18 protein-coding genes and 1 pseudogene are annotated in these 19,483 nt (G+C 71.9%); 13 read left to right on the forward strand and 6 right to left on the reverse strand.

From position 1 onward, the window contains the following. Positions 1-7: 7 nt before the first annotated feature. Positions 8-199: a hypothetical protein gene (locus QM720_RS11100; protein WP_415126510.1), complete on the reverse strand. Its 192-nt coding sequence runs from the start codon at positions 197-199 to the stop codon at positions 8-10. Positions 200-265: 66 nt separating this feature from the next. Between QM720_RS11100 and QM720_RS11105 the strand changes: the two genes are divergently transcribed. Continuing rightward, positions 266-418, forward strand: coding sequence for a hypothetical protein (locus QM720_RS11105; RefSeq protein ID WP_415126512.1), 153 nt, complete (start codon positions 266-268; stop codon positions 416-418). 485 nt (positions 419-903) lie between these two features. On the opposite strand, the gene QM720_RS11110 is transcribed toward QM720_RS11105, so the two are convergent. Continuing rightward, the gene (locus tag QM720_RS11110; protein WP_415126514.1) at positions 904-1,293 is read right to left on the reverse strand and encodes a tautomerase family protein; all 390 of its coding nucleotides are present in this window, start codon (positions 1,291-1,293) and stop codon (positions 904-906) included. A 329-nt stretch (positions 1,294-1,622) separates the two neighbouring features. On the opposite strand from QM720_RS11110, the gene QM720_RS11115 reads away from it, so the two are divergent. Next, positions 1,623-3,203, forward strand: a complete 1,581-nt coding sequence (locus tag QM720_RS11115; RefSeq protein WP_415126516.1) for a trypsin-like serine peptidase — start codon at positions 1,623-1,625, stop codon at positions 3,201-3,203. Here QM720_RS11115 and QM720_RS11120 read toward each other — a convergent pair. From QM720_RS11120 to QM720_RS11130, 3 genes are read right to left on the reverse strand one after another with little or no spacing between them, the layout of a single operon-like run. Further along, on the reverse strand, positions 3,200-4,171 hold the full coding sequence (locus tag QM720_RS11120; protein WP_415126518.1) for a hypothetical protein: 972 nt from the start codon (positions 4,169-4,171) through the stop codon (positions 3,200-3,202). The genes QM720_RS11115 and QM720_RS11120 overlap by 4 nt on opposite strands. Further along, positions 4,168-5,289, reverse strand: coding sequence for a sensor histidine kinase (locus QM720_RS11125; RefSeq protein WP_415126520.1), 1,122 nt, complete (start codon positions 5,287-5,289; stop codon positions 4,168-4,170). Before QM720_RS11125 ends, QM720_RS11120 begins: the two co-directional genes overlap by 4 nt. Continuing rightward, a complete protein-coding gene (locus tag QM720_RS11130; protein WP_415126522.1) occupies positions 5,290-5,922 on the reverse strand; it encodes a response regulator in 633 nt (210 codons plus the stop codon). 260 nt (positions 5,923-6,182) lie between these two features. On the opposite strand from QM720_RS11130, the gene QM720_RS11135 reads away from it, so the two are divergent. Together QM720_RS11135 and QM720_RS11140 are read left to right on the forward strand one after the other, a co-directional pair. Further along, positions 6,183-7,517, forward strand: a complete 1,335-nt coding sequence (locus tag QM720_RS11135; RefSeq protein WP_415126524.1) for a M20/M25/M40 family metallo-hydrolase — start codon at positions 6,183-6,185, stop codon at positions 7,515-7,517. Between the two features lie 10 nt (positions 7,518-7,527). Beyond that, on the forward strand, positions 7,528-8,361 hold the full coding sequence (locus tag QM720_RS11140; RefSeq protein ID WP_415126526.1) for an undecaprenyl-diphosphate phosphatase: 834 nt from the start codon (positions 7,528-7,530) through the stop codon (positions 8,359-8,361). 3 nt (positions 8,362-8,364) lie between these two features. Here the strand turns inward: QM720_RS11140 and QM720_RS11145 are convergent, their stop codons facing one another. Next, positions 8,365-9,228 carry a PAC2 family protein gene (locus QM720_RS11145; RefSeq protein ID WP_415126528.1) on the reverse strand — a complete coding sequence of 288 codons (864 nt, stop codon included), beginning with the start codon at positions 9,226-9,228 and terminating at the stop codon, positions 8,365-8,367. A 118-nt stretch (positions 9,229-9,346) separates the two neighbouring features. Between QM720_RS11145 and QM720_RS11150 the strand changes: the two are divergent. The 9 genes and pseudogenes from QM720_RS11150 to lnt form a co-directional block, all read left to right on the forward strand. Beyond that, positions 9,347-9,892: pseudogene (locus QM720_RS11150) on the forward strand (HAD family hydrolase); the annotation flags it as partial. A gap of 132 nt (positions 9,893-10,024) precedes the next feature. Beyond that, on the forward strand, positions 10,025-11,092 hold the full coding sequence (locus QM720_RS11155) for a tRNA (adenine-N1)-methyltransferase (protein ID WP_415127902.1): 1,068 nt from the start codon (positions 10,025-10,027) through the stop codon (positions 11,090-11,092). Between the two features lie 4 nt (positions 11,093-11,096). Beyond that, positions 11,097-12,044, forward strand: a complete 948-nt coding sequence (locus tag QM720_RS11160; RefSeq protein ID WP_415126530.1) for an FKBP-type peptidyl-prolyl cis-trans isomerase — start codon at positions 11,097-11,099, stop codon at positions 12,042-12,044. Positions 12,045-12,177: 133 nt separating this feature from the next. Next, the gene (locus QM720_RS11165; RefSeq protein WP_415127904.1) at positions 12,178-13,125 is read left to right on the forward strand and encodes a helix-turn-helix transcriptional regulator; all 948 of its coding nucleotides are present in this window, start codon (positions 12,178-12,180) and stop codon (positions 13,123-13,125) included. Then, positions 13,122-14,084: a helix-turn-helix transcriptional regulator gene (locus QM720_RS11170; RefSeq protein ID WP_415126532.1), complete on the forward strand. Its 963-nt coding sequence runs from the start codon at positions 13,122-13,124 to the stop codon at positions 14,082-14,084. The genes QM720_RS11165 and QM720_RS11170 overlap by 4 nt, the downstream gene beginning before the upstream one ends. 57 nt (positions 14,085-14,141) lie before the next feature. Beyond that, positions 14,142-14,396, forward strand: a complete 255-nt coding sequence (tatA, locus tag QM720_RS11175) for a Sec-independent protein translocase subunit TatA (protein WP_415126534.1) — start codon at positions 14,142-14,144, stop codon at positions 14,394-14,396. A gap of 66 nt (positions 14,397-14,462) precedes the next feature. Next, positions 14,463-15,212, forward strand: a complete 750-nt coding sequence (gene tatC / locus QM720_RS11180; RefSeq protein ID WP_415127906.1) for a twin-arginine translocase subunit TatC — start codon at positions 14,463-14,465, stop codon at positions 15,210-15,212. Beyond that, positions 15,209-17,656 (forward strand): DEAD/DEAH box helicase, encoded by a 2,448-nt coding sequence (locus tag QM720_RS11185; RefSeq protein WP_415126535.1) that lies wholly within the window; start codon positions 15,209-15,211, stop codon positions 17,654-17,656. Before tatC ends, QM720_RS11185 begins: the two co-directional genes overlap by 4 nt. 241 nt (positions 17,657-17,897) lie before the next feature. Further along, complete coding sequence (gene lnt, locus QM720_RS11190) at positions 17,898-19,481, forward strand: apolipoprotein N-acyltransferase (RefSeq protein ID WP_415126537.1); 1,584 nt, start codon at positions 17,898-17,900, stop codon at positions 19,479-19,481. The last annotated feature ends 2 nt before the right edge of the window (positions 19,482-19,483 follow it).

Consider the following 19,483-nt stretch of genomic DNA (forward strand, 5'->3'; position numbering starts at 1 on the left):
CACCGGCCTACGCAACGCTGAGTCGGCGTTCGAATTCTTCGAGGGCGTGCTGTTGCTGCTCGTTGAGCGGGCCGGCGGCGTGCTCGGTGAAGACGCCGGTGACGTGGAGCACGATCAGCGGCAGGGCGACACTTGCGATCGAGGTGCCGAGCAGGGACAACAGGGAGGACGCCAAGTACGCGACGGGAACGAGTCTCACGCATCCAGTCAGAACTGTGACGTCGGGGCGGGGTCAAGTCGTCGCATCCCCCTCGCCTCCGATCCGGTGCTCACCGCCGAATCCGTCAGCACGCGCCTCGCTGTCTCACCGGCCGCTGCGCACCCGTCGCTCACCGAGCTGGCCAAGGCGGGCATCCTCGGTCGCACGAAGGGCCAGCGGGGCCGCCTGGTGTGCTCCACCGCCGCATGGCGGGGATGAGGATGGGCAGGTGATCGAGACAACCCGCAGACCCCGGAACGATCCCAGGCTGAGCCACATTGCCGGGGTTTCGTCGTGGCGCGGGCCCGAGCCTTGAGCGCGACACGCGGCGTGCCGCGATCATCGGCTGAGACTCGGCCTCAGTAACCTCGCGCTGCGGGTGTGAAGAGGGCCGCTGCTCCCCGTCGGACCGACCCTGACGCTTTCTGGCGTGCCGGGTTATCGGCAGGTCGACGCGGACTCCGTCGCCAGACGGGCCACGCACCGCGTGCGCGCCTTCTCGGGCCGGGTCGCATCGTCAGGCGCCGACCACGGCGATGTGCAGGGTGCCGAGTTCGGCGATGGCGCTGGCGATCTGACGGCGGCGGTCCCGGTTCTCCTCGTGTCCGTGGAGGAACTTCAGCCCGGGAAGGCGGAGGGGCCGCACCGCGTCGCGGGCGTCATCTGCCTGCTCGATACCGGGAACGGTGGCCGCACGTACATGGCTATACGTCCACGCGATAGTTCAGGCTGAGGTCTGCGGCGTTGTGTCCGCGGATGCCCCAGTTGACCTTCGGGGTCTCGCTGATCGTGATCTCGACGCTGTGCGGAGGGATGCCGGTCGCCGCTTCGATGCGGGCGAACAGCTCGGAGATCAGGATCCGTTTGGCTGCTTCCGTACGCCCCTCGAATATCGAGACCTCGATGATCGTGTAGTCGGCTCCACGGTCTTCGGGATGGATGAAGTCGTCGGCGTCGAGCGCGATGAACCGCTGGAACTTCTTCTCCGGCGGATACTCGAGCGCGACCACGATCGCCTCATGGATCGCCGCCGACAGCGCCGCTCGATGCCGAGCGAGCGACTCTCGTCGACCGTAGACAACCACCTGAGCCATACACGCCATCTTCCCGCACGTCGCCCCCGCCCCGCGAGAAACCACATCGCGCACGAGAAACCACTTCAGCTGTGGTTTCTCACGCAGGATTTGGTTTCTCACGCAGGATTTGGTTTCTCACGCAGGATGTGGTTTCTCACGGAGTGGGGTGGAGTGGGGCGGGGCGAGGGCGGGGCGGGGGCGGGGGATGCCGGGGCGGATGCGCGAGGTCACGGCCAGCGCCGGGACCGAGCGCGATGCTGTCCTGAGTTGTGGGGAACTTTCGTCGTCGTCGCCGCGGCGGCGCGCGAAACGAGACGGCGCGCCACCGGCTTGCCTAGACTCGCGACATGCGCGCAGGCACACACTTCCCCCATCCTCGGCGCCAGCCGGTCGCGGCGACCGCGGTGGTCTTCGTCGTCGCGGTCACGATCGCCCTGGCCGGGTGCACGCCGGATGCCGAGGTCAGCGAGGCGGAGTCGTCGCTCCCGGGGGTCGCTGTTCCGCTCCCCGACCCGGCGGAGCCGCTTTCGCTCGCCGAACTGGGCGCGTTCACCGGCGTGCTGCGTCTGGACATGGGCTCCAACTGCACCGGCACCCTCATCGACACCGGGGTGGAGGACGGCCCCGCCTACGTCATCACCAACGGTCACTGCACCGGCGACGTCGGCCGGGCGCCGCAGCGCGTCACGGTCGGCACGGAGTGGTTCGGGCAGGGGTATCTGCTGGACACCTACGACAATCCCAGCCCGCTCGTGGTGAACGCCGCCGTGCTCGAGTACTCCACGATGCGCGGCCGCGACGTCTCGATCGTCCGGCTCGAAGAGAGCCTCGGCTACCTCCGGGGTCTCGGCATCCAGCCGGTGCCGATCATCGACGAGGAGCCGGCCGCGGGCACCGAGGTGCGCAACATCGCCGCGCCCGTGCAGAACCTCGATCACGACGACTGGGTGCTGCGCAGCGGTGACTGCACGCTGGCGCATCAGACCGACCTCCTCGAGTTCCGCTGGCTGTGGTCGGATGCCTGGGCCAACGACTGCCCCGGCGTGATCCAGGGCAGCTCCGGGTCGCCGCTGTTCGCGCTCGACGCCGACGGCGGGCCGGCATCCATCGCCGCCGTCATCAACACGACCACGGCAGGTTCCTCGAAGGAGAACGGCGGACTGTGCTTCCTGAACCGCCCGTGCGAGCTGGGGGAGCAGGGCATCGCGATGGTCGAGGGGACCTCGTACGCCGTGTCGGTCGCGGGCATCGGCCGCTGCTTCGACGATGCGGGCGTATTCGCCCTCGGCGACGACTGCCCGCTGGAGACGAGCTCGGTCTGGGCGAACAGCGGCGGCGGCATCTTCCGCGGCGGCGATCTCCCGGACGCGACCGGCAGCACTCCCGATGTGGGGCTGGTGACCAGCGAGGCCTTCGGCGGGGACGCGCCGGTGCGCACGGCCCTCGTCGCGCTCACGAGCGCGGCGGTCTGCACAGACCCCTCGGCGTACGCGGGGGCCGAATCCACCTCGGTGCCCGCGGGCGTCGAAGAGTGGGATCCCGGCCAGATCATCCCGATCACCCTTCCCGACGTCGAGGGCCACTACGCCCTCTGCGCCGTCGCCGGCGACGACTACGCGGGCGCGGCCGCCGTGCTGTTCGAAGTGGATCGAACGCCGCCGATCTTCGCGGCCGGCGCGAGCGTCGAAGACCTCGGCGACGGCCACGTCTGGGTGTCGCCCTTCTTGAACCCGCCCGAGATCTCCACGGTGCGCTTCACCTGGGTGCCCGGAGACGTGGCCTGCCCCGCGACCGACCAGTTCCAGGACTTCTTCATCGTCCCGCTCCTGCTCGAGCCCGATCAGCTGCCGGCGACGTACTGCATCTACGCACTGGATGCCGCGGGCAACACGACGGAGGTGACGCGCATCCCGATCGCCGGCGGCTAACCGACCTCGACCACGTGGCGCGTCGTGCGCTCACCGCTGCGGGCGACGACGCTCACCCGGTCGGTCTCGGTCCAGGCGATCACGATGGTGTCGGCATCCGCGGCGGCGTGCAGGATGCCGGCGAGCTGCGCCGCCGCCGTGTCGCCGAGCGCCGGGGCGGCGTCGAGGTCGCCGGCCAGCACGTTGACCGACGCCCCGCGCGCGCGGGCCGCCGCGATCGCCTGATCCAGCGCGGGATGCTGCAGCCGCGGTGAGCGGAGGCGGTCGCGCAAGGCGCCCTCGACGACCGCGATCCGCCGGTGCAGCTCGACATCGAGCACGGCCCCGTCGCGCAACTGCGTGAGGGCGGGTTCGGTCGCCGTGCGCACGCGCGCGAGCTGGCGGCCGATGTGTTCGGCGGCCTCCTGTTCGGCGCGGATCTGCCGCTCGTGCTCGGCCGCTTCCGACCGAAGCCGCTGCTCGCGCAGGACGATCCTGCGCAGGACGAGCACCCAGACGACGACCGCGATGTACGCGACCGCCGGGGGTGTCATGATCTGGCCGAACGAGAACGGCGTCGCGGCGGTCAGCGCCATCCACGCGACGACGAGGATCAGGTGCGTCGCCGCGCCGACAGCGGCGGCCAGCGCGTTGCCGCGCACGAACAGCAGGGCCAGGAGGTAGGCCACGAAATGCAGCTGCCAGATCGATACGGCGGCCGGGGTCGCGAGCAGCGCCAGCACCGTCGCCGCGATCAGGATCGCCGTCGAGACGGCCGCCAGGGCGCCGCTCAGCGGCGCGTCGTCGCGGCGTGTCACGACGAAGACGACGATCAGGCACAGGGCGCAGACGATCGGAAGCGAGGGGTACTCGGCGGTGAAGTGCCCGTCGATGAGGGCCTTCACCCCGCCCAGCGCCCACGCGAACGCGAGCGCCCATCGCGCCCGGCCGGTCGCGAGCCCGCCGGCGCCGATGCTGCGGGTCGTCACGGCTTCCACGTCAGCGTCACCTCCGTGCCGGCGCCCGGCGCCGAGACGATGCGCGCCTGCCCGCCCGCATCGCGCATGCGCGCGACGATGCTGTCACGAACCCCCAGGCGCTCGGGCGGCACCGCGTCGAGATCGAACCCGATCCCGTCGTCGGCGACCGTCGCCGAGATCGCGCGGTCGGCGATGGCCACGTGGACGCTGATCTGTCCGGCGTGCGCGTGCCGGACCGCGTTGCGCACGGCCTCGATCGCCGCGTCGGCCACGGCGTCGAGCGGATCGGCCGGGGCGGGAAGGGTGTCGGCATCCACGACGACCCGGGCCGCGGGCGCGATGCGTTCGATCCGCGCTCGCAGGTGCGCGACGGCCTCGGCGGGATCGGCCGGCGATGCGGCCGGCTGCCCGCTGAGTGCGCGCAGCGCCGCAGCCGCCTCGGCGCGCAGTTGCGGGGGAGGGGCGCCCTCGAACAGCTGCGCGGCGGTGAGTACGGACAGCACGTCGTCGTGCACGAAGCGCGAGAAGCGTGCGAGGGCGTCGGCATCGGCTTCGCTGCGCGCCTGCTCCTCGTGCCGGGCGCGCGCGTCGGCCTCGGCCCGGTACAGTCGCACGAGCCGCGCGCGGATGCCGATCACGAGCGCAACCAGCACGAGGTTGCTCAGCCGCAGCGGCGTCGTGCCCGCCACGACGTGCGACACGCCGCCGGTGAAGATCCACGCCGACAGCGGCACGCTCAGCGACGAAGACACGGCGAACAGGCCCGCCGCGGCCGGTGGCAGTCGCAGCGCCATCAGGCACACCGTGGCCGACTCGAGCAGCCAGACCCACGGCGCCACGTCGCCGGACGGATCGACCGCGACCGCGAACGAGACGAACTGCAGCGCGAGCAGCGCGAGCGGCAGCACGGTCCACGCGCCGCGGAGGACGGCCATCGGCGCCGATGCGCTCACCGCGGCCAGGGCGAGCAGGCCCATCGCGACGCCCCAGCCGCCGGCGTTCCACCACGCCGGAAAGGCGCCCGCCTGCGCCAGCGCGTCGGGAATCCACCAGATGCTCAGCAGCAGCGACGACGCCGCCACGAGGGTTCCGACGGCGCGATCAGCGCTCGCGGACGCCGCGTCCACTCAATGCTCCGGCTCGATGAGGCCGTCTTCGACCGCGCGGCGGAACAGGTCCACCTTCGTCGGTGCGGCCCGATCGACGGCGCCGTACTTGGCGCGGATGCGCTTGACGTGCTCGATCACGGTCGTGCGCGACAGGAAGAGCGCCTCGGCGACGCGCTCGGCGGTCTCACCCGAGGCGTACAGCCTCAGCACTTCGCGCTCTCGATCGCTCAGGCCGGCGCGGACGAACTCGCTGTCGCCGATGAGGGCGGCCGCCCAGTCGGGCGTCGGCACCGGTTCGCCGGCCAGGGCCTGGCGCACCGTCTGCAGCAGCACGGCGGGCGGCTCCGACTTGCGGATCATCCCCACCGCTCCGGCCTGCGCGACGTCGCGCACGAGCTGCGGCTGGTCGCCGCTGGTGAACGCCAGGACGGGCGCGACCGCCTCGAGCCGGCGCATGTTCCCGGTGGGCGTCGATCCGTCGGCGAGCACGAGGTCGAGCAGCACCAGGTCGAACGACGCACCGGTGCGCAACAGTGCCGCGACCGTCGCACCGGTGCCGGCGACGACGACGTCGGGCTGCCCGTCCAGCATCGCCGTGACGCCCGCGAGCACGGCGGGATGATCGTCCACGATCCCGATCGCTGCCTTCATCGCGCCCTCCCGGTCGACCTGAGCGACCCGCGGCATCCACGCTACCGGCAGCGCCGGACGACCGCGTGCGCCGCCGCGTCGCGGCACCGGGATTCCCCATCGCTGGGGATACCGGCGCGTTCGCGCCCTCCCTAGGCTCAGGATGCCCCGGTGCCACCAGAAACCCCAGGACGTTTCCCCCACCCGTCGCGCCGTGCGAACCGGTGGCGCCGGGGCTCACGCCCGGTGTGGCGGGGTGCCCGACCGGCTAGCGTGGACGCATGCCGCCGTCAGAGGACCTGTCAGCCGATCTGCCACCCGATCTGCCACCCGATCTGCCAGAGGTCGCCCGCATCGCCCGCGACCTCATCCGCTTCGACACGACGAACTGGGGCGAGGGGCGCAGCAACGGTGAGCGCGAGGCCGCCGAGTACGTCGGTGCCTACCTCGAGGCGCTCGGCCTGCGCCCGGAGTTCTACGAGCCGATCCCGCGGCGCACGAACCTCCGCGTGCGCGTCCCGGGTCGCGACCGCGACAAGCCCGCGCTCGTGCTGCACGGCCACCTCGACGTCGTGCCGGCCGTCGCGGAGGACTGGAGCGTCGATCCGTTCGCCGGCGTCGTCCGCGACGGCATGCTGTGGGGCCGCGGCGCGGTCGACATGAAGGACATGGATGCCATGATCCTGACGTCGGTCGCCGACCTGCTGCGCGCGGGGGAGCAGCCCGCGCGCGATCTCGTCGTGACGTTCTTCGCCGACGAGGAGAACGGCGGCGTCGAGGGCTCGCAACTGGTCGTGCGCGACCGTCCGGAGTGGTTCGCCGGCGCGACCGAGGCGATCAGCGAGGTGGGCGGCTATTCGATCCCGGTCGGCGGACGCAGCGCCTACCTGCTGCAGGTGGGGGAGAAGGCTCTCGTCTGGCTGCGGCTGCGCGCCCGCGGCACGGCCGGGCACGGCAGTCGCCACCACCACGACAACGCCGTCACGCGGCTTGCCGAGGCGGTCGCCGCCCTCGGCCGCACGGCGTGGCCGATCGAGCTCACCGACACGACGCGGCAGACGGTCGCCGGCCTTGCGGCGCTGTGCGGGACGGATGCCGCCGACCCCGACGCCGTCGCCGCCGCGACGGGACCGGCATCCGGGTTTCTGCGCTCCACGTTCCGCACGACGACGAACCCGACCGGGCTCACCGCCGGGTACAAGCACAACGTCATCCCCGACGCGGCGGTCGCCGCGGTCGACGTGCGGACCCTTCCGGGCCAGGAAGACGCGATCCTCGCCGAGATCCAGCGGATCGTCGGCGACGACATCGAGATCGAGGTCGCACACCGCGACATCGGGCTGGAGGTTCCGTTCGCCGGGGCACTGGTGGCGGCGATGGTGGGCGCGCTGGAGCGGCACGACCCCGGCGTGCCCGTCATCCCGTACCTCATGGGCGGGGGCACCGACAACAAGGCGCTGGCCGCACTGGGCATCACCGGATACGGATTCGCGCCGTTGCGCCTGCCCGCCGAGCTGGATTTCACGGGTATGTTCCATGGGGTGGACGAACGCGTCCCGATCGATGCGCTGGTGTTCGGTCAGCGCGTGCTCACCGATCTGATCCGCACGTACTGAAAGGCCGTCCATGCACCTCATCGAGGCGATCATCCTGGGCATCGTGCAGGGTCTCACCGAGTTCCTGCCGGTCTCCTCGAGTGCGCACCTGCGGATCGTCGGCGAGTTCCTGCCGTCGGCGCAGGACCCCGGCGCGACCTTCACCGCGATCACCCAGATCGGCACCGAACTCGCCGTGCTGGTGTACTTCTGGGGCCGGATCACGCGCATCATCGGGCGGTGGTTCCGGTCGCTGACCGGTGCCGTGCCGCGGAACGACCCCGACGCGCGCATGGGGTGGATCGTCATCATCGGCACGCTGCCGATCGGCGTGCTCGGATACCTCTTCCAGGACGTCATCCGCGACACGTTCCGCAACCTCTGGCTCGTCGCGGCCGTGCTCATCCTGTTCGGCCTGCTGCTCGGCGCCGCCGACGCGCTCGGCCGCCGCACGCGCGAGGAGCAGGATCTCACCTACCGGCACGGGCTGACGCTCGGCTTCGCGCAGGCGCTCGCCCTGATCCCGGGCGTCTCCCGCTCGGGCGCCACCACGACGATGGGCCTCGCGCTCGGCTACACCCGGCCCGCCGCCGCCGAGGTCGCCTTCCTGCTCGCGGTGCCCGCCGTCTTCGGCAGCGGGCTCTACGAGCTGTACGACGCGATCAAGAACCCGAGCGCGCAGGTGTTCTCGATGGTCGAGACCGGCGTCGCGACCGCCGTCGCGTTCGGTGTCGGCCTCGCCGTCATCGCGTTCCTCATGCAGTACCTCAAGCGCGGCAGCTTCCTGCCGTTCGTGCTCTACCGCGTCGCGCTGGGCGTCGTGCTCATCGTGCTGCTGAGCCTCGGCGTGCTGCACGCGTACTGAGCGTCAGCGGTCGCGGCTGGGCTTGTTCGGGCCCTCGCCGCGGCGCAGGTACCGCTCGAACTCCTGGGCGATCGCGTCGCCGGAGGCCTCGGGCGAGTCCCACGCGTCGCGGGTCTGCTCGAGCTGGTGGATGTACTCGGTCATCTCCTCGTCGTCGGCCGCGGCGGCGTCGATCGACGCCTCCCAGGCCAGCGCGTCCGCGGGCAGCTCGCCGCGCGGGATCGTTGCCCCGGTGAGCGCGGTGACGCGGTCGAGCAGCGCGAGCGTCGCCTTCGGCGACGGCGTGTGGCCCGCGACGTAGTGCGGCACGCTGGCCCACAGCGCCGCGCAGGGGATGCCGGCATCCTCCGCCGCCGACGCGAGCACGGTCAGGATGCCGGCCGGACCCTCGTAGGTCGGACGCTCCAGGCCCAGCGCCCTGCGCAGCCGCTCGTTCTCGCTGCCCGCGAACACCGAGATGGGACGGGTGTGCGGCACGTCCGACATCATCGAGCCGAGCGCGACCATGCCGGTGATGTCCTCGCTCAGCGCGGCGTCGATGAGCTCGGCGACGAACGCCTGCCAGGCGCGGGCGGGCTCGACGCCCGACAGCAGCCACAGCCGGGTGCCCTCGGCGCCGTGCGCGACCGGGTGGAGGGGGCGCCACAGCGTCGCGTCGGGCCAGACGAGGCTCCGCGAGCCATCGGCATCCATCCGCACCTGCGGGCGCGTGTACTGGTAGTCGAAGTACAGCTCGGGGTCGACCGCGTACGCCTCCTGGTACGCGCCCGACTCGCGCAGGTGGGTCACGGCGGCAGAGGCCGCCTCGCCCGCGTCGTTCCAGCCGTCGAAGGCCACCACGAGCACTCGCTGTCCCAGTTCGTCCACGCCGCTCCTCACGCCTCAGCCGTATCCGATGCCCCCACGATACGCGCCACAGCCGGCACCGGGGCCGGCGGCGCGCTCCCCGGGCGAAGAGATCCCGGGGCGTCGATAGCATGGACCGGTGAGTTCCCTCCCCGCCGCGGTCCTCTGGGACATGGACGGCACCCTCGTCGACACCGAGCCGTACTGGATCGCCGCCGAGGCGCCCCTCGTCGAGAGCTTCGGCGGCACCTGGACGCACGAGCAGTCGCTGCAGCTGGTGGGCCTCGGGCTCGACGACGCCGCGCGCGTGCTGCAGGACGCCGGCGTCCGGATGCCGGTGCCCGAGATCGTCGACCTGCTCACCGAGCGGGTGCGGGCCCGGCTGCGCGCCGAGGGGGTGCCGTTCCGCCCCGGCGCGCGCGAGCTGCTGCTGAGCCTGCGCGAGGCGGGCGTGCGCACCGCCCTCGTCACGATGTCGCTGCGCCGGATGGCCGAGGAGATCGTCGGGCTCATCGACTTCGCGGCGTTCGACCTCGTCGTCGCCGGCGACGACGTCACGCGTCCCAAGCCCTACCCCGACCCGTATCTGCAGGCCTGCGAGGCGCTCGGGGTGATGCCCGGCGACGCGGTGGCCATCGAAGACTCGCCCAACGGGCTGCGGGCCTCGCTCGCGGCCGGCATCCCGTCGATCGGGGTACCCGGCGTCGTCTCGCTCGTCGGCGTCGGCGCCCACGCGCTGTGGCCGACGCTCGACGGCCGCAGCGCCGCCGACATCGTGGCCTTCCACGCCACGCATCGCCGCGCGGGGGGTGAACGCGTGAACGCCGATCTGCGTCCGTCCGGCCCGTTCCGTCTCGGCGATCGCGTGCAGCTGACCGGCCCCAAGGGGCGGATGCACACCGTCACGCTCCGCGAGGGCGGCGAGCTGCACACGCACCACGGGGTGCTGCGGCACGAGCGCATCGTCGGCCAGCCCGACGGATCGGTCGTCACGAACTCCGGCGGCCACGAGTACCTCGCCCTGCGGCCCCTCCTGCGCGATTTCGTCATGTCCATGCCGCGGGGGGCGGCGATCGTGTACCCGAAGGACGCCGCGCAGATCCTCGCGGCGGCCGACATCTTCCCCGGTGCCACCGTCGTGGAGGCGGGCGTCGGGTCGGGCGCGCTGTCGATGTGGCTGCTGCGGGCGATCGGCCCGGCCGGGCGGCTCGTCTCGTTCGAGCGCCGCGACGAGTTCGCGCAGGTCGCGCTGGCCAACGTCGAGACCTTCTTCGGGCACACGCCCGAGGCGTGGACCGTCGTGGTGGGCGATCTCGTCGAGAGCCTGCCGGATGCGGTGGCCCCGGCATCCGTCGACCGCGTGGTGCTCGACATGCTCGCACCGTGGGAGTGCATCGACGCCGTCGCCGACGCCCTCACCCCCGGCGGCGTCGTGCTCTGCTACGTCGCGACGGCGACGCAGCTCAGCCGCGTCGCGGAGTACCTGCGGGCGACCGGGCGGTTCACCGACCCGGAGGCGACCGAGACGATGATCCGCGGCTGGCACGTCGAGGGTCTCGCGGTGCGTCCGGACCACCGGATGGTGGCGCACACCGGCTTCCTGCTGACGGCGCGCCGCCTCGCACCCGGCGCCGTGCCGCCCGACGTGCGCCGGCGCGCGCTGAAGAAGCCGTCGTACGGCGACGACGACGTCGAACTGTGGACGCCGGGGGCGGTCGGCGACCGTCAGATCACCGACAAGAACCTCCGCAAGCGGGTGCGCGAGGCGCAGCGCGCCGCCGACGGCGCGCGGCTGGCGTCGGCGCCCGGTGTCAATACGGGGGAGCGGGCCGATACGGGGGAGCGGGCCGATGCGGGGGAGCAGGGCGGCGACGCCGTAGACTGATCCGGTGCGCCGGATCCCTGCTGTTCTCGCCGTCCTCGGACTGTCCGCCCTGACCCTCGTCGGCTGCGCGTCGGCCCCCGCGGCCGCCTCGTGCGAACGCGCCGCCCAGCCCGACGCGGTGCTCGACACCGTGGAGGTCAGCGGCGACGTCGGGTCGCCGGCCGTGCAGCTGAGCGCGCCGGTCTACGTCGATCGCACCGTGGGGCGCGACGTCACCGAAGGCGACGGGCTGGCGATCACCTCCGATGCGCAGGACGCGATGTTCTCGATCTCGATCGTCGACGGCGCCAGCGGGGCGACGATCCTCACGTCGGGCACGCAGGTGACCCCGGTGTCGAACTGGCGCACCGACTTCAACGGCATCGCCGAACTGCTGATGTGCGCGCGTGAGGGCTCACGCGTCGTCGGGGCGATTCCGGCCTCCGACATGTCCGAAGCCGCGGCCGCGCAGTGGAGTCTCGGCACCGACGACGCCATCGTCGTGGCCATCGACGTCCAGAAGGTGTTCCTCGCGGCGGCGAACGGCGCCCCGCAGTACAACGACCGCGGCGGCATGCCGCAGGTGGTGCTCGCGCCGAACGGGCGCCCCGGCCTCATCATCCCCGACGTCGCCCCGCCGACCGAGACCGCCATCGAGGTGCTGAAGAAGGGCGACGGCGCGGTCGTGACCGATGCCGACAGCATCCGCGTCCACTACACGGGCGTCACGTGGGCCGACCAGACGGTGTTCGACTCGACGTGGGAGAACGGCGAGTCGGTGGCCGTGACCTTCGCGGGCGTCGTCCCCGGCTTCGCCGACGCCCTCGAGGGGCAGACCGTCGGCTCGCAGATCCTCGTGGTGATCCCGCCCGATCAGGGCTACGGCGACGAGGGCAGCGGCACGATCCCGGGCGACGCGACGCTCGTGTTCGTCATCGACATCCTCGGCATCGATCCGCCGGCGACGCAGTAGCGCGCCGGGCGGCTCGCCGCGCGACAGCCCGGATCGCGAACGAGGCCGGGCCGCGACCTAGGATGGTCGCGTGGCCACCGACTCGACCCGCACCGCGCCCGAGGAGCGCCTGGTCAATCTCGTCGTGGCACTCATGGCGACGGAGCCGGGGCTGACGAAGCAGGCGATTCTCGCGTCGGTCGCCGGCTACCGCGAGCAGGCCGAGGCGGGCGCATCCAAGGATGCGCTGGAGAAGATGTTCGAGCGTGACAAGGAGAGCCTGCGCGCCCTCGGCATCCCGGTGGAGACCATCGGCGACTCCGCCGACCCCGACGACCTGCGCGAGGCCCGCTACCGCATTCCCACCGCGGAATACGAGCTGCCCGCCGACATCGACTTCACCCCCGCCGAGCTGGCGGTGCTCAACCTCGCCGGCGGCGTGTGGAGCGAGAGCTCGATGTCGGCCGAGGCGCGCAGCGGCCTGCGCAAGATCCGCGGGCTCGGCAACGACGTCGACGCGCAGATCATCGGCTACTCGCCGCGCATCAACCTGCGCGAGGCATCCTTCGCCCCGCTGCAGCGGGCGATGGAGGCCGGTCGCGTCGTCGAGTTCGACTATCTGAAGGCGGGGGAGGATGCCGTGCGCCGCCGCCGCATCCAGCCCTTCGCCCTCGTGGACTACGAGGCGCGCTGGCACGTCTACGGATTCGACCTCGACCAGAACGAGCCGCGCACGTTCCTCCTCGCCCGCATCGCCTCCCCGGTGACGATCACCCGGACATCCTTCGACCTCGCGCTGCGCGAGCGCGCGGGGGAGCGGGCGCTGGCCGGCCTCGTCGGCGTCGCCGCACGCCGGCGGGCGCTGCTGGAGGTCGCCCCGGGCACCGAGGCGGCCCTGCGGCTCGGCCGCCGCGCCGTGCCGGGCGCGCACGACGCGCAGGGCATCCGGGTGCCGTACGTCGACCTGCACATCTTCGCCGACGAGCTCGCGTCGTACGGGCCGGAAGTGCGCGTCGTCGAGCCGGCGGACCTGCGCGAACAGGTCGTCGCGCGGCTGCAGCGGACGCTGACCCTGCACGAGGATCGGCGGGCGACCGCGTGAGCGAGCGCAAGCCGCTGCTGGCGACCGCGCGCGCCGCCCTCATCCTGCAGCTCGTCCCGTACCTCATCGGCAAGGGCGAGGTGTCGCTGGCAGACGCCGCCGACGAGTTCGACGTCACGCCCGACCAGATGCGCGCCATGGTCGAGAAGCTCACCGTCATCGGCCTGCCCGGGGAAGGCGGGTTCTGGCAGATGGCCAACGACCTGTTCGACATCGACTGGGATCTGCTCGACGAGCAGGACATCGTCGTCATCACGAACTCCGTGGCCCTCGAACGTGCGCCGCGGCTGAGCGCGCGCGAGGCGGCGGCGCTGCTGGCGGGGTTGCAGCTGGCTGCGACGCTGCCCGGCGTCGGCGATGCCGGCGTCGTGCAGCCCCTCCTCGCCAAGCTCGCGCGGGGGGCGTCGGGCACGCCGGCCGAGGTGATCGTCGCGCCCGAGGCGGTCGACGACGTGCGCACCGCGGTCGCCGAAGCGGTGCGCACGGGCGTCGCCGTCTCGTTCGCGTATCGTGCTCCGGATGCCGCACCCACCACGCGCACCGTCGACCCGGTGAAGGTGCACATCGCCGGCGGGCAGTGGTACCTGCAGGGATGGTGCCATCTGCGTGAGGCGATGCGGACCTTCCACCTCGACCGCGTGTCAGACGTGCGGCTCACCGACATCCCCAGCACGCACGGCTCCGATCCCGCCCCGGCGCTGTTTGAGGCGACCGACGACGATGTCGAGGTCGAGGTGCGCTATCGTGCCGCGGCCGCGGCGCTGCTCGCCGACTACGTCGTCATCGCCGACCCGGCCGACGACTCCGGTCTGCGCACCGCGCGCGTGCGGGTCGGCGATGCCCGCAGTCTCAAGCGCATCGCGGCACGTCTGGGCGGCGACTTCGAGATCCTCGCCCCGGGCGATGCACGGCAGGCCGCCGCGGCGTGGGCCGAAGCAGGGCTCGCCCAGTACCGCTGACCCGGGCTGGACCCGGGGCCGGTTACACTTGACACACGCTTCTGACAAGGGGATGCCATGGGTAACCTGCTCGCCGGTCCACACATCTGGATCTTTCTCGTCGTGATCCTGCTGCTGTTCGGTGCCGCCAAGCTGCCCGCACTGGCCAAGAGCATGGGACAGTCGGCGCGCATCTTCAAGGGCGAGATGAAGGCCATGAAGGACGACGACGCACCCTCCGCCACCGCGGCATCGACCGCTGCGCCCGCCGACGCGACGACGCCGCCGGCCGCCCCCGCTGCCGGATCGACCGGCACCGACACGACCTCCTAGCCCTCCGTGGCCACGGCCGAACATCCGCGCGTGACGGCGGACGACGTTCCGCGGGGCGACAAGCGGATGTCGCTGGGGCAGCACCTGGTCGAACTGCGCCGCCGCTTCATCATCGCCGTGATAGCGCTCGTGGTCGGCATGGTGATCGCCTACGTGCTCACCGACTGGATCATCTGGGCGATGACCGAGCCCATCCGCATCGTGGCGGAAAAGCGCGGCGAATCGGCGCTCGTGAGCCTGATGTATCCGACGATCACCGGTCCCTTCGACCTGCGGCTGCGCATCTCGTTCGTGGTCGGCATCATCCTGTCGGCGCCGGTGTGGCTGTGGCAGCTGTGGGCGTTCCTCGTGCCGGGGCTCACCCGCAAGGAGATCCGCTACACGGTCGGCTTCGTCTGCGCCGCCGTGCCGCTCTTTTTCGCCGGCTGCTTCGTGGGCTGGTGGGTCATGCCGCACATCGTCGAGATCATGGCGTCGTTCTCGGCCGAAGGCGCCGCCAACTGGTACGACGCGAAGTACTACTACGACTTTGTCTTCAAGCTCGTCGTCGTCGTCGGCATCTCGTTCGTGCTCCCCGTCTTCCTCGTCGCACTCAACCTCGCCGGGGTCATGAGCGGCAAGGCGATCCTCAAGGGCTGGCGCGTCGCGGTGATCGTCACGGTGGCCTTCGCGGGCCTGGCCACCCCCGCGGCCGACATCGTCAGCATGCTGATGCTCGCCGGCATCCTGATCGTCCTCTTCTTCGCCGCGGCGGGGCTGTCGATGCTGTTCGACCGGCGTCGCGACAAGCGCGCGGCGGCGGGGCTTACGCCTTGAGGGAGTCCGCAGCCCCCGCCGAGCGATTCGCACGTGCGCAGGCGCAGCGTTCGCATCCGCTGACCGCCGCCTTCGCGGCGGCGCAGCGATTCGAGCTCGACCCCTTCCAGGTCGCGGGATGCCAGGCACTCGAAGACGGCCGCAGCGTGCTGGTGGCCGCCCCCACCGGCGCCGGCAAGACGATCGTCGGCGAGTTCGCCGTGCACCTGGCGATGCTGCAGCCCGGCGACAAGGCCTTCTACACGACGCCGATGAAGGCGCTGTCGAACCAGAAGTTTCGCGAGCTGCAGGCCGTGTACGGCGAGGATGCCGTGGGGCTGCTCACCGGCGACACCAACATCAACGGCACCGCGCGGGTGGTCGTCATGACCACCGAGGTGCTGCGCAACATGCTCTACGCCGACTCCCCGGCGCTGCGCGGACTGCGCTACGTCGTGATGGACGAGGTGCACTACCTTGCCGACCGGTTCCGCGGGGCGGTGTGGGAAGAGGTCATCATCCACCTGCCGCCGGACGTGCGGCTCGTCTCGCTGTCGGCGACCGTGTCCAACGCCGAGGAGTTCGGCGATTGGCTGGCCACCGTCCGCGGCGACACCGAGATCGTCGTCTCCGAGACCCGGCCGGTGCCGCTGGAGCAGCACGTCCTCGTGCGGGGGGATCTGCTGCCGCTGTTCGACGATCGTGCCGGCATCGCGACGGCGCAGGTCAACCAGGAGCTCATGCGGCTGCGCTCGTTCAAGGGCGCGAACTTCGAAAGCAATCGCCGGGCGCAGCAGGTGCGCGCCGGCGGAGGTCGCGGAAGGCCCTACAAGGGTCAGAAGCGCCCGCACACCGCGCGGCTGGAACGCATCGACCGTCCCGAGGTGGTGGAACTGCTCGCGCGGGCGACCCTGCTGCCGGCGATCTTCTTCATCTTCAGCCGCGTCGGCTGCGAGGCGGCCGTCCAGCAGGTGCGACGGGCGGGGGTGCGCCTGACCGACCGTGACGAGCGCGACGAGATCCGCCGCATCGTCGACCAGCGCACCCGCACGCTCCGGGAGGAAGACCTCGCCGTGCTGGGCTTCTGGGAGTGGCGCGAGAACCTCGAGCGCGGCATCGCCGCCCACCACGCGGGCCTGCTGCCGGTGTTCAAGGAGGTCATCGAAGAGCTCTTCCAGCGCAAGCTCGTCAAGGCCGTTTTCGCCACCGAGACCCTCGCCCTCGGCATCAACATGCCGGCCCGCACCGTCGTGCTGGAGAAGCTGGAGAAGTTCAACGGCGAGGCGCGCGTGGCGATCACGTCGGGGGAGTACACGCAGCTCACCGGGCGGGCGGGGCGCCGCGGCATCGACGTCGAGGGCCACGCCGTCATCCAGTGGAGCGAGAGCCTCGACCCGCAGGCGGTCGCCGCCCTCGCCTCGCGCCGCACGTATCCGCTGAACTCCAGTTTCCGCCCGACCTACAACATGGCCGTCAATCTCATCGACCAGTTCGGGCGGGCGCGGGCGCGCGAGATCCTGGAGTCGTCGTTCGCGCAGTTCCAGGCCGACCGCGCCGTCGTCGGGCTCGCCCGCGAGGTCAAAGAGGCCGAGGGCTCGCTCGCCGGCTACGCCGAGGCGATGGCCTGCGACCGCGGCGACTTCGCCGAGTTCGCCCGGATGCGGCGTGAGCTCAGCGACCTGGAGCGCAAGGGCGACCGCTCCGGACCGCCCAAGGTGCAGCGGCAGCGTCAGGAGCAGATCGAATCGCTGCGGCGGCGGCTGAAGCGCCACGCCTGCCAGAGCTGCCCCGAACGGGAGCAGCACGCCCGCTGGGCCGAGCGGTACTGGAAGCTGCGCCGCCACACCGACAAGCTGCGCCGCCAGATCGAGACCCGCACCGGCACCGTCGCCCGCATCTTCGACCGCGTCCTGGATGTGCTCGCCGCGCTCGACTACGTGCACATCGCCCCCGACGGCACGACGACGCTCATGCCCGCGGGCGCGACGATGAAGCGGATCTACGGTGAGCGCGACCTGCTCGTGGCCGAGTCGCTGCGCACGCGCCTGTGGGACGACCTCGACGCGCCGGGCCTGGCCGCACTGGCCTGCTGCCTCGTCTACGAGCCGCGGCGCGACGAGGGAGCCGAGCACGGGCTGCCGCGCGGACCGTTCCGCACGGCGCTGACGGCGACCCAGGAGCTGTGGGCGCGCCTGGACGACCTGGAGCAGGATCACCACCTGCCGGGCTCCGAGCCGGTCGCGACCGGGCTCGCGCAGGCGATGCACTCGTGGGCGCGCGGCGGCGCGCTCGACCGCGTGCTCGTCGAGGCGGACCTCGCCGCCGGCGACTTCGTGCGCTGGGCGAAGCAGACGATCGACCTGCTCGATCAGCTGTCGATGGTCGCCGACCCGCCGGTCGCGACGACGGCGCGCACGGCGCTGGACGCCGTGCGCCGCGGCATCGTCGCGTACGGGTCGCTGTAAGCACGCCCATCGCGCCCCGCGCCCCGAGTTTCGGACGCTTCGAGCGTCCGAAACAGCGCTGAGACGAGTTTCGGACGCTTCACGCGTCCGAAACTCACCGAGGGCGGGGGCGAGGGCGGGGGCGAGGGCGGGGTGAGGGCGGGGGCGAGGGGCGAGCGCGAGGGCGAGGGGCGGGGGCGGGGGCGAGGGCGGGGCGAGGGGCGAGGGCGAGGGGCGGGGGCGGGGCGGTTAGGCTCGGGGAGTGAGTGAACGACCCCGCCCGCTGATGCCGCTCGCGCTGGCGCTGCCCGCAGCGGCCCTCGGCGGTCCCGTGCTCGACAGCGCCTTTCCGTCGGTCGGCTGGTGGCCGCTCGCGTTCCTCGGCGTCGCGCTGTCGCTCGTGAGCCTCGTCGGTCGGTCGGCCTGGGGTGCCTGGGCCGTCGGCACAGTGTTCGCGGCATCCTTCTTTCTCACCCACATCGTTTGGATCACGCGCTACCTCGGCGTCGTGCCGTGGTTTGCCCTCGCCGGCCTCGAGACCCTGCTGAGCGGCCTCGGCGCGATCGTGATCGCCCTCGCCTACCGATGGATGCCGCGCGTCGCGCCCGGCACGTGGGGCCGGCTGCTGGCCCTGCCCGCCCTCGTGGCGGGACTGTGGACGGCGCGCGAGCAGTTCCTCGGCTCGTGGCCGTACACGGGGTTCCCCTGGGGCCGCATCGGCATGAGCCAGTCCGAGAGCCCGCTCGCCCACCTCGCCTCGTGGACCGGGGTGAGCGGTGTGACGTTCGCCATGGTGTTCTTCACCGCCGCCGTCATCGAGTGGGCGCGCCTGCGCCGGTTCCGCAACCTCTCCACGGCGCTGCCGGCGGCCGTGACGGCGGCGGTGCTGCTGCTCCTGCCGCAGTTCCCGACGACGGATGCCGGCACCTGGACCGTCGGCGCAGTCCAGGGCAACGGCCCCGCCGGCTACTTCGACGAACGCCAGCAATACGCGGTCTTCCAGGCGCAGCTGGACGCGACGGCGCCGATCGTGGGGCAGGATCTCGACGTGCTGGTGTGGCCGGAGGGCGGCATCGACGCCGACCCGACGACCGACGACTCCGTCGCGCAGGCCCTCGACCGGCTGTCGGAGAAGCTCGACGCCCCGCTCGTCGTCAACGCGGCGACACACCGCGGCGACCGGATATTCAACACGTCGATGCTCTGGGAGGCGGGAGCCGACAACCCCGTCGCCTACCACGACAAGCGGCGCCCCGTGCCGATGGGGGAGTACGTCCCCGACCGCTGGTTCTACGAGATGCTCGCCCCCGACCTCATCGGCCTGATCCAGCGCGAGTACACGCCGGGCACCAACGCGCCGTTCCTCGACGTGAACGGCGTCGGCGTGGGCCTCGCGATCTGCTTCGACGTCATCTACGACGACGTCATCTGGGAGGGCGCGCACGACGGCGCCGAGGTCTACTTCTTCCAGACCAACAACGCCGACTTCCGCGGCACCGACGAGAACCTGCAGCAGCTGGCGTTCGCCCGCATGCGCGCGATCGAGACCGGGCGGGCGGTCGTGAACCTCTCCACCGTCGGCACGAGCCAGGTCATCGCGCCCGACGGCACGGAACTCGACGGCCTCGCCGCCGACACCGCCGGGGCGATGGTCACCGAGGTGCCGCTGCGCACGGGCCTGACGCCCGCCGTGCTCGCCGGTCCCGCGATCCAGTTCGTGCTCGGCTGGGGCAGCATCCTGGCCCTCGTCGTGGTCGCCCTCCTCGCACGGCGCTCACGGCGCCGCAACGCCGAAGACCCCGGTGCGCCGGGGGAATCGGCGACCGGGGTCGGTGGATCGCAGTGAGC

Source organism: Microbacterium sp. (genome assembly GCF_047602155.1).
In the GTDB taxonomy this organism is placed as follows: domain Bacteria; phylum Actinomycetota; class Actinomycetes; order Actinomycetales; family Microbacteriaceae; genus Microbacterium.

Coding starts and splice junctions, on each gene's coding strand:
- tatA (WP_415126534.1), top strand. CDS start 14,142: ATGGGTAACCTGCTCGCCGGTCCACACATCTGGATCTTTCTCGTCGTG.
- QM720_RS11135 (WP_415126524.1), top strand. CDS start 6,183: ATGCCGCCGTCAGAGGACCTGTCAGCCGATCTGCCACCCGATCTGCCA.
- QM720_RS11165 (WP_415127904.1), top strand. CDS start 12,178: ATGGCGACGGAGCCGGGGCTGACGAAGCAGGCGATTCTCGCGTCGGTC.
- QM720_RS11130 (WP_415126522.1), bottom strand. CDS start 5,922: ATGAAGGCAGCGATCGGGATCGTGGACGATCATCCCGCCGTGCTCGCG.
- QM720_RS11110 (WP_415126514.1), bottom strand. CDS start 1,293: ATGGCTCAGGTGGTTGTCTACGGTCGACGAGAGTCGCTCGCTCGGCAT.
- QM720_RS11115 (WP_415126516.1), top strand. CDS start 1,623: ATGCGCGCAGGCACACACTTCCCCCATCCTCGGCGCCAGCCGGTCGCG.
- QM720_RS11140 (WP_415126526.1), top strand. CDS start 7,528: ATGCACCTCATCGAGGCGATCATCCTGGGCATCGTGCAGGGTCTCACC.
- tatC (WP_415127906.1), top strand. CDS start 14,463: ATGTCGCTGGGGCAGCACCTGGTCGAACTGCGCCGCCGCTTCATCATC.